This window comes from Natronospira sp. (assembly GCF_007134575.1).
Taxonomy (GTDB): Bacteria; Pseudomonadota; Gammaproteobacteria; order Natronospirales; family Natronospiraceae; genus Natronospira; species Natronospira elongata.
Map to the genome: position 1 here is coordinate 1 of NZ_SLKM01000162.1, position 15,697 is coordinate 15,697.

13 protein-coding genes are annotated in these 15,697 nt (G+C 63.1%); 4 read left to right on the top strand and 9 right to left on the bottom strand.

Going from position 1 to position 15,697, the window contains the following annotated elements; all coding sequences use genetic code 11:
- Positions 1-135 precede the first annotated feature (135 nt).
- The gene (locus ACJWXQ_RS06410; RefSeq protein WP_346051288.1) at positions 136-414 is read right to left on the bottom strand and encodes a hypothetical protein; all 279 of its coding nucleotides are present in this window, start codon (positions 412-414) and stop codon (positions 136-138) included.
- On the bottom strand, positions 411-1,190 hold the full coding sequence (locus tag ACJWXQ_RS06415) for a pseudouridine synthase (RefSeq protein ID WP_346051290.1): 780 nt from the start codon (positions 1,188-1,190) through the stop codon (positions 411-413). Before ACJWXQ_RS06415 ends, ACJWXQ_RS06410 begins: the two co-directional genes overlap by 4 nt.
- 124 nt (positions 1,191-1,314) lie before the next feature.
- Here ACJWXQ_RS06415 and ACJWXQ_RS06420 point away from each other — a divergent pair, with 124 nt between their 5' ends.
- Both ACJWXQ_RS06420 and ACJWXQ_RS06425 read left to right on the top strand, forming a co-directional pair.
- On the top strand, positions 1,315-2,469 hold the full coding sequence (locus tag ACJWXQ_RS06420) for a P1 family peptidase (RefSeq protein WP_346051292.1): 1,155 nt from the start codon (positions 1,315-1,317) through the stop codon (positions 2,467-2,469).
- Complete coding sequence (locus tag ACJWXQ_RS06425; RefSeq protein WP_346051294.1) at positions 2,459-2,965, top strand: cytochrome c; 507 nt, start codon at positions 2,459-2,461, stop codon at positions 2,963-2,965. Before ACJWXQ_RS06420 ends, ACJWXQ_RS06425 begins: the two co-directional genes overlap by 11 nt.
- 20 nt (positions 2,966-2,985) lie before the next feature.
- Here the strand turns inward: ACJWXQ_RS06425 and ACJWXQ_RS06430 are convergent, their stop codons facing one another.
- The 5 genes from ACJWXQ_RS06430 to ACJWXQ_RS06450 all read right to left on the bottom strand — a co-directional run bounded on the left by ACJWXQ_RS06430 (position 2,986) and on the right by ACJWXQ_RS06450 (position 12,128).
- Positions 2,986-4,035 (bottom strand): tetratricopeptide repeat protein, encoded by a 1,050-nt coding sequence (locus ACJWXQ_RS06430; RefSeq protein ID WP_406672399.1) that lies wholly within the window; start codon positions 4,033-4,035, stop codon positions 2,986-2,988.
- A gap of 89 nt (positions 4,036-4,124) precedes the next feature.
- On the bottom strand, positions 4,125-4,697 hold the full coding sequence (locus tag ACJWXQ_RS06435; protein ID WP_346051297.1) for a hypothetical protein: 573 nt from the start codon (positions 4,695-4,697) through the stop codon (positions 4,125-4,127).
- 15 nt (positions 4,698-4,712) lie between these two features.
- Entirely contained in the window at positions 4,713-7,772 is a 3,060-nt protein-coding gene (locus tag ACJWXQ_RS06440; RefSeq protein ID WP_346051299.1) for an efflux RND transporter permease subunit, read from the bottom strand.
- On the bottom strand, positions 7,769-10,987 hold the full coding sequence (locus ACJWXQ_RS06445; protein ID WP_406672400.1) for an efflux RND transporter permease subunit: 3,219 nt from the start codon (positions 10,985-10,987) through the stop codon (positions 7,769-7,771). The genes ACJWXQ_RS06440 and ACJWXQ_RS06445 overlap by 4 nt, the downstream gene beginning before the upstream one ends.
- 49 nt (positions 10,988-11,036) lie before the next feature.
- On the bottom strand, positions 11,037-12,128 hold the full coding sequence (locus ACJWXQ_RS06450) for an efflux RND transporter periplasmic adaptor subunit (protein WP_346051302.1): 1,092 nt from the start codon (positions 12,126-12,128) through the stop codon (positions 11,037-11,039).
- A gap of 237 nt (positions 12,129-12,365) precedes the next feature.
- Between ACJWXQ_RS06450 and ACJWXQ_RS06455 the strand changes: the two genes are divergently transcribed.
- Positions 12,366-13,631 (top strand): dipeptidase, encoded by a 1,266-nt coding sequence (locus ACJWXQ_RS06455; RefSeq protein ID WP_406672401.1) that lies wholly within the window; start codon positions 12,366-12,368, stop codon positions 13,629-13,631.
- A gap of 32 nt (positions 13,632-13,663) precedes the next feature.
- Positions 13,664-14,203 (top strand): SRPBCC family protein, encoded by a 540-nt coding sequence (locus ACJWXQ_RS06460; protein ID WP_346051306.1) that lies wholly within the window; start codon positions 13,664-13,666, stop codon positions 14,201-14,203.
- Between the two features lie 21 nt (positions 14,204-14,224).
- Here ACJWXQ_RS06460 and ACJWXQ_RS06465 read toward each other — a convergent pair whose 3' ends face one another.
- Together ACJWXQ_RS06465 and ACJWXQ_RS06470 are read right to left on the bottom strand one after the other, a co-directional pair.
- Positions 14,225-14,791: a class I SAM-dependent methyltransferase gene (locus tag ACJWXQ_RS06465; RefSeq protein ID WP_346051308.1), complete on the bottom strand. Its 567-nt coding sequence runs from the start codon at positions 14,789-14,791 to the stop codon at positions 14,225-14,227.
- A gap of 18 nt (positions 14,792-14,809) precedes the next feature.
- Positions 14,810-15,697 (bottom strand): NAD(P)/FAD-dependent oxidoreductase (locus tag ACJWXQ_RS06470; RefSeq protein WP_406672402.1); only part of this gene is annotated, 888 nt, incomplete at its 5' end.

Sequence of the window (15,697 nt, forward strand, 5' to 3'; positions counted from 1 at the left end):
AAGAGAGTTGTATTGGGTGGGCCGTGTTGATCGCTGAGAGACGGTTGCCAGGTTCTGGCTCTGGATTTTTGACACAGAGGGCGCAGAGGATTCGCAGAGAGCACAGAGGGCCTTTCGATTGGCGAGTCGCGGCGGTCAGTCCATCAACACGAATGCTGTAACCGCGATAGCCAGACCCAGCCCCATCAAGGTGTGACGGCTCCAGAGGAGTATTCGTTCGAGTGGGATTTCAGAAGCCGAAACATCAGTGTCTCTCTCTTCGAATAGCTTCCGTCGACGAATACGGATCAAGTCAAGGGAAGTCCCAGCGGCGACCAGGGCAAAAGCCATGGCAAAGCCAGGGTTATTGTTGGCAAACCAGAAAAATATTGCGGCAAGCAAGGATACTACCAAACCAAACCCATGGCCGATCATGTTCTCCCCTCCCTTATATGATTTGCCTGCTTCGCGCCCGAGGCTGATTCCCACTCCAAAATTTTGCCACAAAAAATCTCCGAGATCTCCGCCATGCCCAGCCGTTCCAGGGCGAGGGCGAACTGGTCGCCCGGTTGGGCACGTAAGTCAAGGATCTGGTCGGGCTCGGCCGGATGGGGCAGGCGCAGGGAGAGGGCGTGGAGCATGAGACGGTCAAGGCCAAGATGTTCCCGGAAGATACGGTTGTGTTCGCCGTCGCCATGGGTGGTGTCGCCGATGATGGGGTAGCTGATTCTTTCCATGTGGATGCGCAACTGATGGCGGCGGCCGGTTTTCGGCCACAGGCCCACCAGGGCGTAGCGGGAGGTGGGGTAGCGACGGTTGGCCACCGGCAGGGTGGCGGTGGCCAAACGACGATAATCGCTGGCGGCCTCCCGGTGCGCCTCGCGGTCATCGTCCCGCACCGGGCGGTCGATATGCCCCTCGGGCGGCTCTGGCCAACCACGGACGATGGCCAGATACGTTTTCTCCACCCGCTGCTCGGTGAATGCCTGGTTGAGGGCATGGGCGGTCTCGGCGTCGAAGGCGAAGACCAGCACGCCGGAGGTGGCCCGGTCCAGGCGATGGACCGGGTAAAGCCGCCGCCCCAACTGGTCGCGCAACGTTTGCAGCAAGTAGACCCGGTCCCGGGAGAGGGGGCTTCGGTGGACCAGGAGCCCCGATGGTTTGTGCACCGCCACCAACTGCTCGTCTTGATAAAGAATCGCTATTTCCATAAAGACACTATTCCCCGCCCATCGCTGCCACGCAAGTCCGCCGACCGGCGGGAGGCGGTGGGGACCTGATCTGCGTTAGACTCTGTCCCCCTGTATGCAATGACTGTTTTCTTTCGGGGGTCGTGTGAACAGGAAGTTACTGTTTTTTATCGCAATTGCTTTGGGTCTGGCGATCTGCCAACCGCTGCTGGCCGATGACCGGCCTCGGGCCCGGGATATCGGCCTGGCACCGGGTGTGCTGCCGACGGGTGAGTTGAATGCGATCACCGATGTGGAGGGCGTTCGTGTCGGGCATGTCTCTCTGGTGTCCGGTGAAGACATCCGCACCGGAGTCACCGCCGTGCTGCCCCATGAGGGCAATCTCTTTCGTGCGAAGGTCCCCGCCGCTGTCTACACGGCCAACGGCTTCGGCAAGGCGGCCGGCTTCGAGCAGGTCCGGGAACTGGGTGCGCTGGAGTCTCCCATACTGCTCACCAACACCCTCAGCGTGGGCACCGCGGTTCAGGCCGGGGTCCGCTGGACCCTGGACCAGGAAGACAATGAGGATGTGCGCTCGGTGAATGTGGTCGTGGGCGAGACCAATGACGGCTATCTCAATGAGATCCGGGATCAGTCCATACGCCCCCAGCATGTGTTTTCGGCCATAGAGTCCGCTGAGGGGGGATTAGTGGCGGAAGGCAATGTGGGTGCCGGCACGGGCACCCGCGCCCTGGGCTGGAAGGCGGGCATTGGCACGGCCTCCCGCACCCTGCCGGCGACCCTGGGCGGTCACACGGTGGGCATTCTGGTGCAGTCGAATTTCGGCGGCGTATTGACCATGGACGGCCTGCGGGTAGGAGAGCGCCTGGGTAATTACCGTTTTCGGGACGAACTGGAAACCGGGCTCGAGCTGGACCTGGCCCCCGAAGCCGAGGCCGGTTCCATCATGATCATCATCGCCACGGATGCGCCGGTCAGTGAGCGCAATCTGGAACGCATGGCCAAGCGGGCCCCCCTGGGGATTGGCCGCGTGGGCGGTTTCATGAGCAACGGATCGGGTGATTTCGTCGTCGCCTTTTCCAACGCCCAGCGCATTGATCATGACAGCCCGGCCAGCGGTCGCAGCCGCGAGGTGTTGCCGGATCGGGCCATGGATCCGCTGTTCATGGCCGTGGTGGAAGCCACCGAGGAGGCCATTCTCAACAGCCTTCTGAAGGCGGAAAGCATGACGGGGCGAGACGGCCATCACATGGAGGCGATTCCCGTTGAGGCCGTAAAGGAGATGGTGGATGAACGCTAGAAAACTTGCTCTGCTGTCGCTGCCCCTGGCGTTTATTCCAATCGCCTGTGAAGGGCCTGCGGGGGATGCCGAGGAGCGTGAGGCACGGATCATGGCTTCGGCCTATCCCGAGGGCGCGGCACTTTATGAACGTCAGTGCCGGGCCTGCCACCAGAGCGATGGCCAGGGCCTGGCCGGCACTTTCCCTCCCCTGGCTGGCCATGCCCCTGAACTGGTTCAGGCCGAGGGCGGGCGAGAGTATTTCATCCGCGTGATCCTCTGGGGTCTGGGTGGCGAGATCGAAATTCGGGGTGAGCGTTACGGCGGCGTCATGCCGGGCTTCGCGCGCCTGTCGGACGAGAACGTTGCCGCCATCATCAACCACAGTATTCATGCCTGGGGCGGGGAAGATGCCCTGCCCCAGGATTTTCAGTCCATCAAACCCGAAGAAGTCAGTGAGCTTCGCGAACCGCGGATGACGCCACGTCAGGTCCGCGAAACCCGACCGGAGTTTTGAGCATGAGCAATCGGAATATCTCAAACAAGCAACTGTTCATCCGCCTCGGCATTCTCTTCGGCATCCTTGCCGTACTCCTCGCCGCCGGTTTCATCATCCCCCGCCTGGAGTGATGCCTCCAGCTTCTCCATTGCCTCGCGGGCATCGTCATGATCCGGGTCCAGTTCCAGGGCCATCCTGAAGTTATGCTTGGCCGCATCCATCTCGCCTCGGTGCTGATCAATCTCCCCAAGGCGCCAGAAGGCCGCTGCCCGGCTGGGGCTGCCCGGAGTGATGAAGGGCAGATTGCTGTAGACCTCCAGAGCCTGCTGGCCCTCGTCCAGCCATTTGCCTGACAGGGCAGCCAGACGACCCATTTGATAAGCCGCCGAGTATTGCTCGGGCTCTAGCTCGAGGATGCGGCTAAGGGTCTCGTAGGCCAGCTCCCAGTGTTCGTGGGTGATGGCATTGAAGGCGATGCTCATTCCCATCATTTCCACGCCTTCACCGTTGTTCCAGGCAGCCCGCATCATTTCCAGCCCGGCTTCACCCTGGTCATCGTCCAGCAGGAAAATGGCCTCGGCGGCAAGGCCCCAGTACTCATCCATCTCCTTCAGCGCATCCCGTCCCTGACGGGCCCGTCGATTGCTGCCGCCGATGATGCGCGGAGCACCCAGGTGAAACTGCATCAGGCCGAAACGGTACTCGGGATTGTCCGGGGACTGTTCCACCGCTGCCTCCATGCTGTTGCGGATCTGCCGGGCAAGGCGCACCTGGCTCATGATGCCGCTGTCATCCAGTTGCGCGAGCAAGCCACCCACCAGATACCAGTGGTTGCTGCCGTCCTCGGGTTCCAGGCTGACAGCCTTTTCCAGATTTTCCAGACCGCGTTCGTTTTCCTCCAGCGCCAACAGGGTAATGCCCTTCATGCGATGCCAATGGGCGCTGTCTTCATCCCGAATGGTCTCAAGATGTTCCAGGGCCAGATCCGGCCGCCACTCATCCAGATGGCTCTGCGCCTTATCGAAGGCATGGAGGTTGCCCGTCATCGAGAGGGCAAGAAAGGCAAGGCAGAGTCGAAACAGTCGCATTGATGGATCCCTTTTGTGTTTAGGAACCTCTGATCAAAGGTTCCTTTATTTGTTGAATTCAGTAACGCCCCGGTTCATGCCGCCGGGAATCAGTCGGAGCTTTCCTGGCCTGGGCATTGCCCGAAATGGCTCTCCAGATGATCTTGAAGCAGCCCGTGATGGAGTTCCACTGCTTCTTCAAATGTCTGATGGGGCAGCTCCATCCAGCGCCGTACCTCGGGAGTGATCATGAACCAGCGGCCGCTGATCGTTTCCAGTTCAGTAAAAGCCTGAAGGGTGACAATGTGCTCACCGCCATCTTCGGTCGGGCCGATTCGTGACCTGGCCTCAACCTGGAAATAGGGCGCCACGCCGTACTCATAGCGATAGTCACCGGCTGATTCTTCTTCACGTACCGTCACTTCCAGGGCTCGTTCATCATTTTCCACCCAGCGAATGCTGTGAATGCCCTGGCTGCTCTTGATGGTCGCTTCAGGGCCATTGGGCAATAGCCATTGGGCCAGGTGCTCCGGGTCCGAGAGGGCCTGCTCGAGCTGGTCCTGGTCATGGCAGTACCGTTCACTCACTTCCGCTTCATGGCGATCAGGCAGGAACTGCCCACCGACTATCCAGATCCCAAGCAATATCAGCACGATCCCCACAATGTAATATGCCGCTTTCATACCCGCTATCCCCATTCATGCAGTCCGATTGACGCCAACCATGTTACCAGCACGCTTCCAGGCGCGGCTGGCTCTGTGGCCACTGCGGTCCAACAGTATGTAGAGGGCCGGCAGCAGGAACAGGCTGACCACGGTGGAGAAGGCCAGGCCGCCAATGACCGCTCGCGCCATGGGCTGGTAGGAAGGCCCGTCGCCGGCCAGGGCGGCATCACCGATGGCCAGGGGCAGCAGGGCGAGGATGGTTGTGGCCACGGTCATGAGGATGGGCCGGAAGCGATGCAGGCTGCCATGGTAGAGGGCATCATGCATGCTCATGCCTTTCCAGCGAAGCTGATTGACATGGTTCACCAGGACAATGCCATTGTTCACCACCACGCCCATGAGAATCAGGATTCCGATCATGGCCATGAAGGTGAAGCTGGTGCCGGTGAACAGGAAGAACCAGAACACGCCCGTGATGGAAAAGGCGATGGTGCTGAGAATGGCCAATGGTTTCAGCAGGGCCTCGAACAGCGCCGCCATGACGATGAAGATCAGAAAGATGGCCAGCAGGAAGTTCTGCATCATCTGCTGCACGGCTTCCTGGTCCTGCTCGAATCCGCGACCGAAACGCCAGCGATAACCGGCCGGTAACTGAACGTCATCCATGGCGGTTCTGATCCGCTCCTGGGCGGTGGCCGTGTTGATGCCGGGCGCCAGATCAAATTCGATCTGAACGGCGGTGCGCCGGTCCTGTCGCTGGATGGCCGCGGCCTGCTCGGCCACAGACAGTTCCGCCAGGCTGTCGAGGCGGGCGCTGCCTCCGTTGGGCAGTGCAATGGGCAAGGCCGCCAGTTGATTGAGTGAGCGGCGCTCCGCATCCCGGTAGATCACTCTCAGTTCAGTGTCCTCCACGTCACCGCGAAGTGCCCGCAGGTTTCGTCCCTGCAAGGCCAGTGACACCGAGTCGGCAATCTCCCTGGCACGGATCTCATGTTGTTCAGCCGCCTCGGGCCGGACCCGAACCTGAAGCTCCTGGGAGCGGTTCTCCATGACCGGGCGGGCGCGAACGATGCCCTCGAGACCACTGAGTTGTTCGGCAAGGTTCCGTGCGATGGGCATCATCTCCTCATAGCGTTCACCTTCCACCCTCAGGGTCAGGGTTTCGGCACCGCCACTGCGCTGCCAATCAAAACTGGGATTGCCAATCGTGATGTCGGGCAGATCTTCCATGACCCGTTCCCTGACTTCCGCGGCTGACAGACGGGCCGCGTCGCCGGTATTGAGGATCAGACCGGATTGGGCGCGACCGCTGTCGTACCATGAATAAACCGACTCCAGGTCAAGTTCTTCCTGATTGGCGTACAGGTGGTCTTCGATCTTCTCCACGGCACGTCGCATGTCATCCAGGGGGTGGCTGCCCTCAATGTGATAGTTCAGCCACAAGGTTCGACTGTCCTGCTGGGGGAACATCTCTGTCTGTACCGCATTGAGGGGGACCAGAATGGAGGCCATGGCCAATGCGCCAATGGCCAGGGTCATTCGGGGCCGGTGAAGGCTCCAGTTGAGTGCCTTGCCGTAGCGGCGGGCGAGGCCGGCCACCGGATTGGGCCGATCCTCTGCCGACTTCCCCGCTGACAGGCGGGAGAGCAGCAAGGGGATCAGGGTCAGGGAAATCAGTAGCGAAGCCAGCAGGGTCACCACGATGGCCGCGGCGACATGCTGCAGGAAAATGGTGATCTCATTGTTGCCACCAAACATCAGCGGCAGGAAGACAATGATGGTGGTCAGCGTTCCCGCCAGCACGGCGACACCCACTTCCCTGCTGCCCCGCAGACTGGCAGAGAGGGGTTTGCGTGCCTTTTCCTGGCGGTGGCGAAAGATGTTCTCGCTGACCACCACGGCATTGTCCACCAGCATGCCCACGGCCAGCATCAAGCCCATCATGGAAAGAATGTTCAGTGACAGGCCGAGCAGATACATCGCCGCGAGACTGGAGGCGATGGCGGCGGGAATGGTGGCCACCACGATCAGCGTGGTGCGGAAAGAGCGCAGGAAGAACCAGAGCACTGCCAGTGCCAGCAAGGCACCGACGAGACCGGCCCGTAGCAGCTGGCGCAGTGATTCGGTGACCGCCACCGATTCGTCGTTCATTTCGAATATTCGGATACCCTCAAACTCCGGGTCCTGGCGAACATCCTCCAGTTCGCTTTTCACCCGTCGGGCCACATCCACCAGATTGGCGCCGGATTCCCGCAGGATGTTCAGGCCCACCGAGGGTTCCCGGTCGAGCAGGCGGACCAGGCGGAGGTCGGCGGTGGTCTCCTTGAGTTCCGCCACGTCAGCCAGCCGCACACCCCGGCCCAGGGGCAATGCCGCCATCTCTTCCAGGCTGTGAAACTCGGCATCCGGTCGGACCCGTAAGCGCCTTGGCTCCTCGAACAGCAAGCCACCGGCCACCGTCTGGTGATTGCGCTCGATAATGTCAGTCACCTGGCGGTCAGTGAATCCATGGCTGGCCAGTCGGTCGGGATCCAGCTGTACTTCGATACGCGGTTGCTGAATGCCGTAGAGCTGGACCTGGGAGACGCCTTCAATGCGTTCCAGGCGGGCCCTCAGGTGTCGGTCCAGCAGGGTGTACTCCCGCGACAGATCCCGGTCCGAGGACAGGCGCAAGGTGAGCATGGGCTGATCCGAGGTGGAACCGGTGAATACCCGTGTTCTTTGCACGGTGTCCGGCAGCTCGTGCCGGATGGCGTCGATTCTGGCCTGGACCTCCAGGTTGCGGGGGCCCATCTCGTCGCCCCACTGGAAGAAGATGCGTACCTCCCCCTGGTCGGGGTTGGCGGTGCTGTCCAGGCGGTCGATGCCTCTGAGCGTGGCCACGGATTCCTCAATGGGACGCAGGACCTCCCGTTCCATCTCCTCCGGGCCCATGCCGGGGGCCTGGACCTGGATGAAAACACCCGGAAAATCCAGGTCGGGCAGTAGGGCCAGGGGCAGCATCCGGGTGGCAGCCAGGCCGGCTGCCACCACCGACAGGCAGAGCATGAGGGTGGTTACCGGGCGGCTGAGTGCCAGTCGGGTCAGGTTCATGCCCGCGCCTCCTGGCGACGACTCGCCTGTAGCCAGGTTTCGACACGCTCATAGGTGACCGGGATCACGATCAGGGTGAGCAGGGTGCCCACCAGCAGCCCACCGATGACGGTAATGGCCATGGGGGCACGCAATTCGCCCCCTTCGCCCATGCCAAGTGCCATGGGTAACAGGCCCAGCAGGGTGGTGAGCATGGTCATCAGAATCGGCCGCAGGCGGGTCTGACCGGCCTCGCTGATGGCTTCGCGCAGGACCAGACCATCCGCCCGGTTCCGGTTGATTCGATCCACCAGCACGATGGCGTTATTGACGATGATGCCCCCCAGCATCATCAGGCCGATGAACACCACCACGCTGATGGTGGAGCCGGTCAGCCAGAGACCGATGATCGCCCCGGCCAGCGCCATGGGCACGGTGAACAGAATGACGAAGGGGTGCAGCAGTGACTCGAACTGCGAGGCCATGACCAGATAGACCAGGAAGATGGACAGCAGCAGCGCCAGTTGCATGGCAGTGAAGGCGTCCTGCATTTCATCGCTCTGGCCCGAGACCCGGGCAGTCACGCCCTGGGGCAGCTCCATCTCGGCGCTCAGTTGCTCCAGTGCCTGGCTGGCGCGGCCGGTATCGCCATTGGCGGGGCTGGCGGAAATCACCGCGACCCGTTGCTGGGAATGACGGCGTACTTCCACCGGGCCGGTCTCGATCCGGATATCGGCGACCGCTTCCAGCGGCAGGCTGCGGGGATCGGCCGGATTGATGGGCAGGGCCTTCAAGGCATCCAGGGAGCGGCGGGTCTCCTCGCGGCCACGGACCAGGATGTCCAGTTCCCGTTCCGGCAGGGAATAGCGGCTGCTGGCCTGGCCGCGCACATGATCCGCGACTCGCCGGGCGACGATCCCGGCATCAAGGCCGAGGCCGGCGAGACGGTCGCGGTCGAAACGAATGCGAACCTCGGGATAGCCTTCTGCCATGGAAGAGCGCACGTCGCGGAAGCGTTCATCCCGGGAAAGCTGCCCAAAGACCTGGTTGGCCGCCTGCTGCAGGGACTCCAGACTGTCGGATCGCAGGGTCAGTTCCAGGGGCTGCTCGAAGCGCATGATGGCCGGTGCCTCGATGCGGCGGCGGATGTCGTCACGACCGTCCAGTGCTGCCCGCAGGCGCTCCGCCGTGGCCACCTCGGCGGCTTCACCCAGCCCCGGATGCAGTCGCACGGTTAGCTGACCATGGTTCTCGCCGGCGTCACCGGGTGCGGCATCCAGGCGATTGCCGGTGCCCGCAACCGATGCGGTCACCGCCACCCGGGGGTCATCGGCCAGCTCCTGGCGCAGGGCCTGGAGGGTGTCATCGGTACGGTCCAGGCCAGTGCCCGGGGGCAGTTCGATGATCATGTCGTACTCGCCCTGGCTGACCTCCGGGATGAGTTCGGTGCCCATCCGGGGCAGCAGGGCCAGTGACAGTGCCACCACCGCCAGGGTGATCAGCCAGACCTTGCCGGCATTGCCCAGGGACCAGTGGAGGACATGAGGGTAGCTGCTCTCCACCCGTCGCCAGGCAAAGTCGAATAGCTTGCGCAGCGGCCAGAGCAGGGCACGCATGGCTTCCGCCACCAGCCGTGCCGCGCCCCGCAGCAGGACCAGCAGGCCAAGGCCGGTACCGCCGACAATGCGCCCGGGCAGGCGACGCAGCCAGCCGCGCTGGTCTGCCTTCTCGGCCTCTTCCAGGTCGGATTCCGGCCGCTGGCCGGGCACCGAGAGCATGGGAATGACGGCCAGGGCAATCAGCAGGGCCAGCAAGAGGGAGAAGGTAATGGTCAGGGCCTGGTCACCGAACAATTGTCCGGCCAGGCCTTCCACGAAGATCAGCGGCAGGAAGACGGCAATGGTGGTCAGGGTGGAGGCCGTGATGGCACCGCCCACTTCGCTGGTTCCCCGGCGCGCCGCGGTGAGCGGATCGTCACCGGCCTCGCGCCGTCGGGCAATGCTTTCCAGCACCACGATGGCGCTGTCCACCAGCAGGCCCACTGCCAGCGCGATGCCGCCCAGGGACATGACATTGAGGCTGATGCCGGTGCCGTGCATGAGCAGGAAAGTGCCGATCACCGACAGGGGAATGGAGATGCCGATGATCAGGGTGGGGCGGGCACTGCCCAGGAAGAGATACAGCATCAGGGCAGCCAGCAGGCCCCCGATCACCCCGGCCGAGATCACTTCCCGCACCGCCTGGCGAATGAAGGTGGACTGGTCGGCAATGACCTCCACCTGCATGCCGGCCGGCAGTTCCCGCTCCAGGCGGGACAAGTGCTGGCGGAGCAGTTCCGCCACCCGCACGGTGTTGGCATCGCCTTCCCGGTAGACGCCGATCTCCACCGCCTCTTCGCCGTTGAGGCGGGTAATGGCTTCCCGATCGCGATAGCCCATGCGGACTTCGGCGATATCACCCAGTCGGAGGGTTGCCCCCTCGCGCCGGCCGACCACGGTCTGTTCGATGTCATCCAGGTTCTCGAAGCGGTTGAGGGTGCGGACCAGCAGCTCGCGGGAGCCTTCATAAAGACTGCCGCTGGAAACATTGATGTTCTCGGATTCCAGGCGATTGCGGATGTCTTCAATCTGCAGGCCCAGGGCGGCCATGCGATCGTCGTCCACCAGTACCTGGACTTCACTGTCCAGACCGCCGGAGACCCGAATGGCGGCAACCCCTTCCACGGTCTCCAGTTCCCGGCCCAGTTGGTCCTCGGCATAGCGGCGCAGGCGGTCAAGATTGTTGTCCTGGCCATCGCCCAGGCTCAGACGGAGAATGGGGTCGGTGCTGGGGTCAAAGCGCAGCAACAGCGGGCGCTCGGCTTCCAGCGGCAGATTGATGCGGTCGAGTTTTTCCCGTACCTCCACCACTGCGGTGTCCATGCCAGTACCCCAGGCGAATTCCAGGGTCACATCGGACTGCCCGGCGCGGGAGACGGACTGCACCCGACGCACGCCGCTGACCGTTGCCAGCACTTCTTCCACCGGCCGGGTCAGCAGGTATTCCACCTCCTGGGGTGCGCCGCCGGGCAATTCGGTGCGCACGGTGAGGCTGGGGTAGCTCATTTCCGGCAGCAGATTGACCGCCAACCGGGTCTGGGCGACCAGGCCGAAGACCACCACGCCCAGGGCGATCATGGCCATGGTTACTCGTCGCCGTGTCGCCAGTTCCACAATGCCAAGGGTCTTGCGTCGCATGTCAGGCTTCCTGTCTCGTCAAAAGGGGCAGTGCAGGGCGTGTCTGGAATCAGCCGCGGCCCGTTTCGGCCAGGCGCTTGCTGCTCTCCTGGCCACCGTTGATGCGCACACGGGCGCCGTCACGCAGAGTGGCGTGGCCCAGTGTGATCACCGGCTCGTCTCCGCTCAGGCCGTCAGTGATCTCCACCCAGCCCTCCTCACTCAGGCCGGTCTCCACCTGACGGCGCTTGGCGACCCCGTCTTCCACCACAAACAGGCTGGCGCGACCGTTTTCGAATTGCAGTGCCTGACGCGGCACCATCAGGGCGTCATCACGGGTGTCATAAAGGATGCGCACCCGGGCGAAGGCCCCGGGGCGGAGCAGGCCGCTGCTGTCTTCCACCCGAACAGTGGCCCGAACCGTGCCCGAATCGGTATCCACCACCGGGCTGATGCGGGCGATGCGGCCGCTGTGAACCCGGTCCGGGGAGGCATCGCTGCGGATCTCCACCAGCTGGTCCACGGCCAGACGGCTCATCAGGCGCTCGGGGACATGGACTTCCGCTTCAAGATTGCGGGTGTCGGTCACCCGGAACAGCACATCGCCGGGATTGACGTTGTCGCCCATGCGAATATGGCGTTCCGATACCACCCCGTCCACCGGAGCCTTGATGCGGGTTTCCTCAAGCTCCACCTCGGCCAGGGAGAGAGCGGCACGCTGGGCTTCGACCTGAAAGCCCAGTTTTTCCACCGAGTCGGAACTCACCAGCTGGTCCTGAAGCAGCTGTTGCTGGCGCTTGTAGTCCTGTTCCAGGCTGGATAGATCGGCACGCCGCTGTTCCACTTCCAGACGGCGACGGCGATCGTCCAGTACCGCCAGCACCTCGCCGGCCTTGACCGCATCGCCTTCTTCCACGCGCAGTTCCCGGACCAGGCCCTCGGCACGGGACGGAACCCGGGCGTCGTGAACAGCCTGCAGCGTCGCCGTGGTCCGGTGATTGGCGCTCACGCTGTCGCGCCTCGGCTCCTCGGCCTGCACGCTGGTGCGGCTGCTTTCCTCCTCATCCTGGCCTTGATCCGCCGGAGCCTCCTGCTGGCAGGCGGCCAGTGCCAGGACCACCAGGGCCAGCAGGCTCAGTCGCTTGATCTCTGTGATGCTCATGATTCGTACTCCTGCGTCACCGGATGTGACTTACCGTGTAGGTGATGTAGCGAAGTATAACAGTAAATTTCTCATGTGCAAGTCCCCATTTGTCCGGTCTGCCGCTGCCCCTGGCTGGGCTATCCTGCCCAAATGGGGGGGGTGGTCGGCTTACTTGCAAGTGCCTGGGGGCGATTTTTTCCTTCCGGCGCGGGATGGCATAGAATCAGGCCCCTGTTTTTCTTGCTGGAGTGGACAATGCATCGCATGACAGCCCTGCTCGTGGCGGCCGGACTGGCCATTTCCCCGGTCCTGGTCGCCGAGAAAGCCCCCCGGGATTACCGCGCCGAGGCCATTGACATCCTCGAGTCCGTCCCCCTGATCGATGGCCACAACGATGTGCCCTGGCAGTACCGCCAGCGGGCGGACAACCGCCTCGGCGAGATCGATTTTGCCGGTGACACCCGTGAGCTCGATCCGCCCATGCACACCGACATCCCGCGTCTGCTTGAAGGTCGGGTGGGTGGCCAGTTCTGGTCGGTCTACGTCCCCCCGGCCATGGATGGTCCGGAAGGCACCCGCGCCCAGCTGGAGCAGATTGACGCGGCCCGTCGTCTGATCGCCTCCCATGATGAACTGCGCTTCGTGGAGACGGCGGATGAGCTGGAAGCCGCCTTTGAGGAGGGTCATATTGCCTCCCTGCTGGGCATGGAAGGCGGACACGTTCTCGACAACAGCATCGCCACCTTGCGGACCTTCTATGCCCTGGGTGCCCGCTACATGACCCTGACCCACTGGCAGAACACCGATTGGGCCGATGCCGCCACCGATGACCCCGAACATGACGGGCTGAGCGCTTTTGGCGAGGCCATCATTGAGGAGATGAATCGCATCGGCATGCTGGTGGATCTGTCCCATGTGGCCCCCTCCACCATGCATGATGTGCTGGATGTGACCGAGGCGCCGGTGATCTTTTCCCATTCCTCGGCCATGGGGGTGACCGATCATTCCCGCAATGTGCCCGACGATGTACTGGATCGCCTGCCGGAGAATGGCGGTGTGGTGATGGTGACCTTCGTGCCCTCATTCGTCAGTGAAGCGGTCCGCGAGCATGGTGCCAAGCGGGCGGCGGAACGGGCCCGCCTGGAAGCGCTTTACATTGGCCGGCCGCAGCGGGTGGAAGCCGGCCTGGAGGCCTGGGATGACGCCAATCCCGAGCCTCGCGCCACCCTCGCCGATGTGGCCGACCATATCGATTACATTCGCGACCGCATTGGCGTCGAGTACATCGGTATCGGTGGTGACTATGACGGCATAACCAGTCTCCCGGAGGGCCTGGAGGATGTTTCCACCTATCCGGATCTGTTTGCCGAGTTGCTGCGCCGGGGCTATGAGCGGGAAGAGCTGAAGAAAATCGCCGGTCTCAATGTGCTGCGGGTCATGCGGGCAAACGAGGCCTTTGCCGCGGAGCAGACCGAAAAGGGAAGGCGCCCGGTGGATGTGCGCATTGAAGATTTTGACTGACAACGGTGTCTGATCAGCCTGGAGGTGGAGCGGTGAAACTGGGTTACACGGTGGGGATTGTGCTCGGCATTATTGTCGTGCTGCTGGTATTGCTGACCGGCCTGCTGCCGGATACGGCGGCCCGCGAGGGTGAGGCACGATTCTGTGCCGATCGGGAGACCGTCTTTGCCCATTTTCACCAGCCCGAGCGGATTACCGCCTGGTCCAGCATCTTCGGCTCGGTGGAACCGGACGAGGTCGAGCTGATTGGCGACAGCGGCGAGGCATCGGGGCTGCGCCTGACCGACGATCAGCGTTGGCTGCAGCTTGAAGTGGTGGACAGCCAGGCACCGGAGTTCCTGCGCTATCAGTTCTCTACCCACGACGGTCTCTCTGTTGCCGCCGATATCAGCCTTCAGGCGCAAGACAGTGACACGGCGGCGTCGGTGACCATGGAGCAGCAGTTTTCCACCTACTTTGGTCGCTGGGCGAGGTTTTTTGTCGGCGGTGTCTTTGCCGACCTGATGCAGGAAGAGTTTGAAGGCATCCACCAGGTCCTGGCGGAAGCCGGCCATGAATGTCCGGCCAGCTAGTCGGTCCGCCTCGGCCGGGGTTCAGCCTCGGCCGAGGTGGAGCAGCACCGGGGCAGTGGCTGGTCGCTGAGCGGCTTCGGGGTCGGGCCGGGACCAGGGCAGTGCCGAATCATCCAGCCATTGTCGAATGGCCTGGTATTCATCCTTGCCGCCCCGATGTCCCCGGTAGATCATCAGACTTATGAGGCCATCCGCGCAGAGGTTGTCCCAGGCCGCACGGATGGCGGTCAGGGTGGTGTCGGGGCGGGTGACAATGTCATGGTCGCCGCCGGGCAGATAACCGAGATTGAACATCACCACCTTGAGCCGCCCCCGCATGTGGTCGGGCAAGACCTGGTCCAGGCGTTCGTGACCGCATTGCCGTAATTGCACCCGCCCGTTCAGCCCGGCCTGTGCCAGCCGTCCTTCGGTGGTGCGGATGGCGGCCTCCTGAATATCCAGCCCCAGCACCTGTCCCGTTTCGCCCACACACTCGGCCAGAAAACGGGTGTCATGGCCATTGCCCACGGTGGCATCCACGGCACAGTCCCCGGCCTGCAGACGAGGCCGGATCAAGGTCTGGGCCAGCTGGGTCAATGGCTGTCGCATGGCTTTATTCCTGTCGGCCTAGTCGCCGCCGGTGGCGGTCCGCTGCCGCTCGTGCCAGTACTGGGCATCGGCGGGACGGGGGATGGGGCTGCCTTTCTCCAGGTTATCGGCCAATAGCCGGGCGTAATGGGGGGCCAGCAAGGCACCACGGGAGCCCAGGCCATTGAACAGGGCGAGCTGAGGATGGGCCGGGTGGCGCCCGATCACCGGATGGTGGTCGGTCTTGCCGGGGCGGACCCCGGCTTCATGACTGAGAATCTCGACCTCCGGGGGATCAAGAAAAAGGTTGCGGAACGCATCCAGCAACTCCCGGCGGCCGGCCTCGGTCGGGTTGGGGTCATTGTCATCGCGACGGTAGGTCGCGCCCAGGCGGTAGCGGCCTTCGCCCAGCGGAATCAGCCATTTGCCGGCATTCAATACCCCCTCGGGCAGGCTGCGACGGATGCCCACCGTCAGAATCTCTCCCTTGGACGGTCGCACCGGCGCCCAGTGGAACCAGGGATTCTGACGGACCCGGAATCCCTCGCAGAAAATCACCTGGCGGGTGCGAACATGTTTCCACTGAACCAGCCCGTCCCCCCGAAGTTGCAGGTCCGCATAATCCAGAGCCTCCTCCTGCAGGCGGGCGGTGTCCTGGAAGAACTGGCGCAGGCGGTCCAGCAGGCGGGGCAGGTCCACCCGGGCGCCCCGGACGCAAACACTGCCACGGGGGTCGGCCAGGCCGTGGCCGATGGTGCCGGGGGCATGGCGTTCGCCCAGATAGGGGGCATAGGCGGGGTCCGCCTGACGCTTGGCCAATTGGGCCACTTCCAGGTCGTCATTGAGCAGACGCCAGATGGCGCACTCCTGAAAGACGATGAAACGGAATGCCTCTTCGATTTCACCATAGATGTCGGTGGCGCTGCC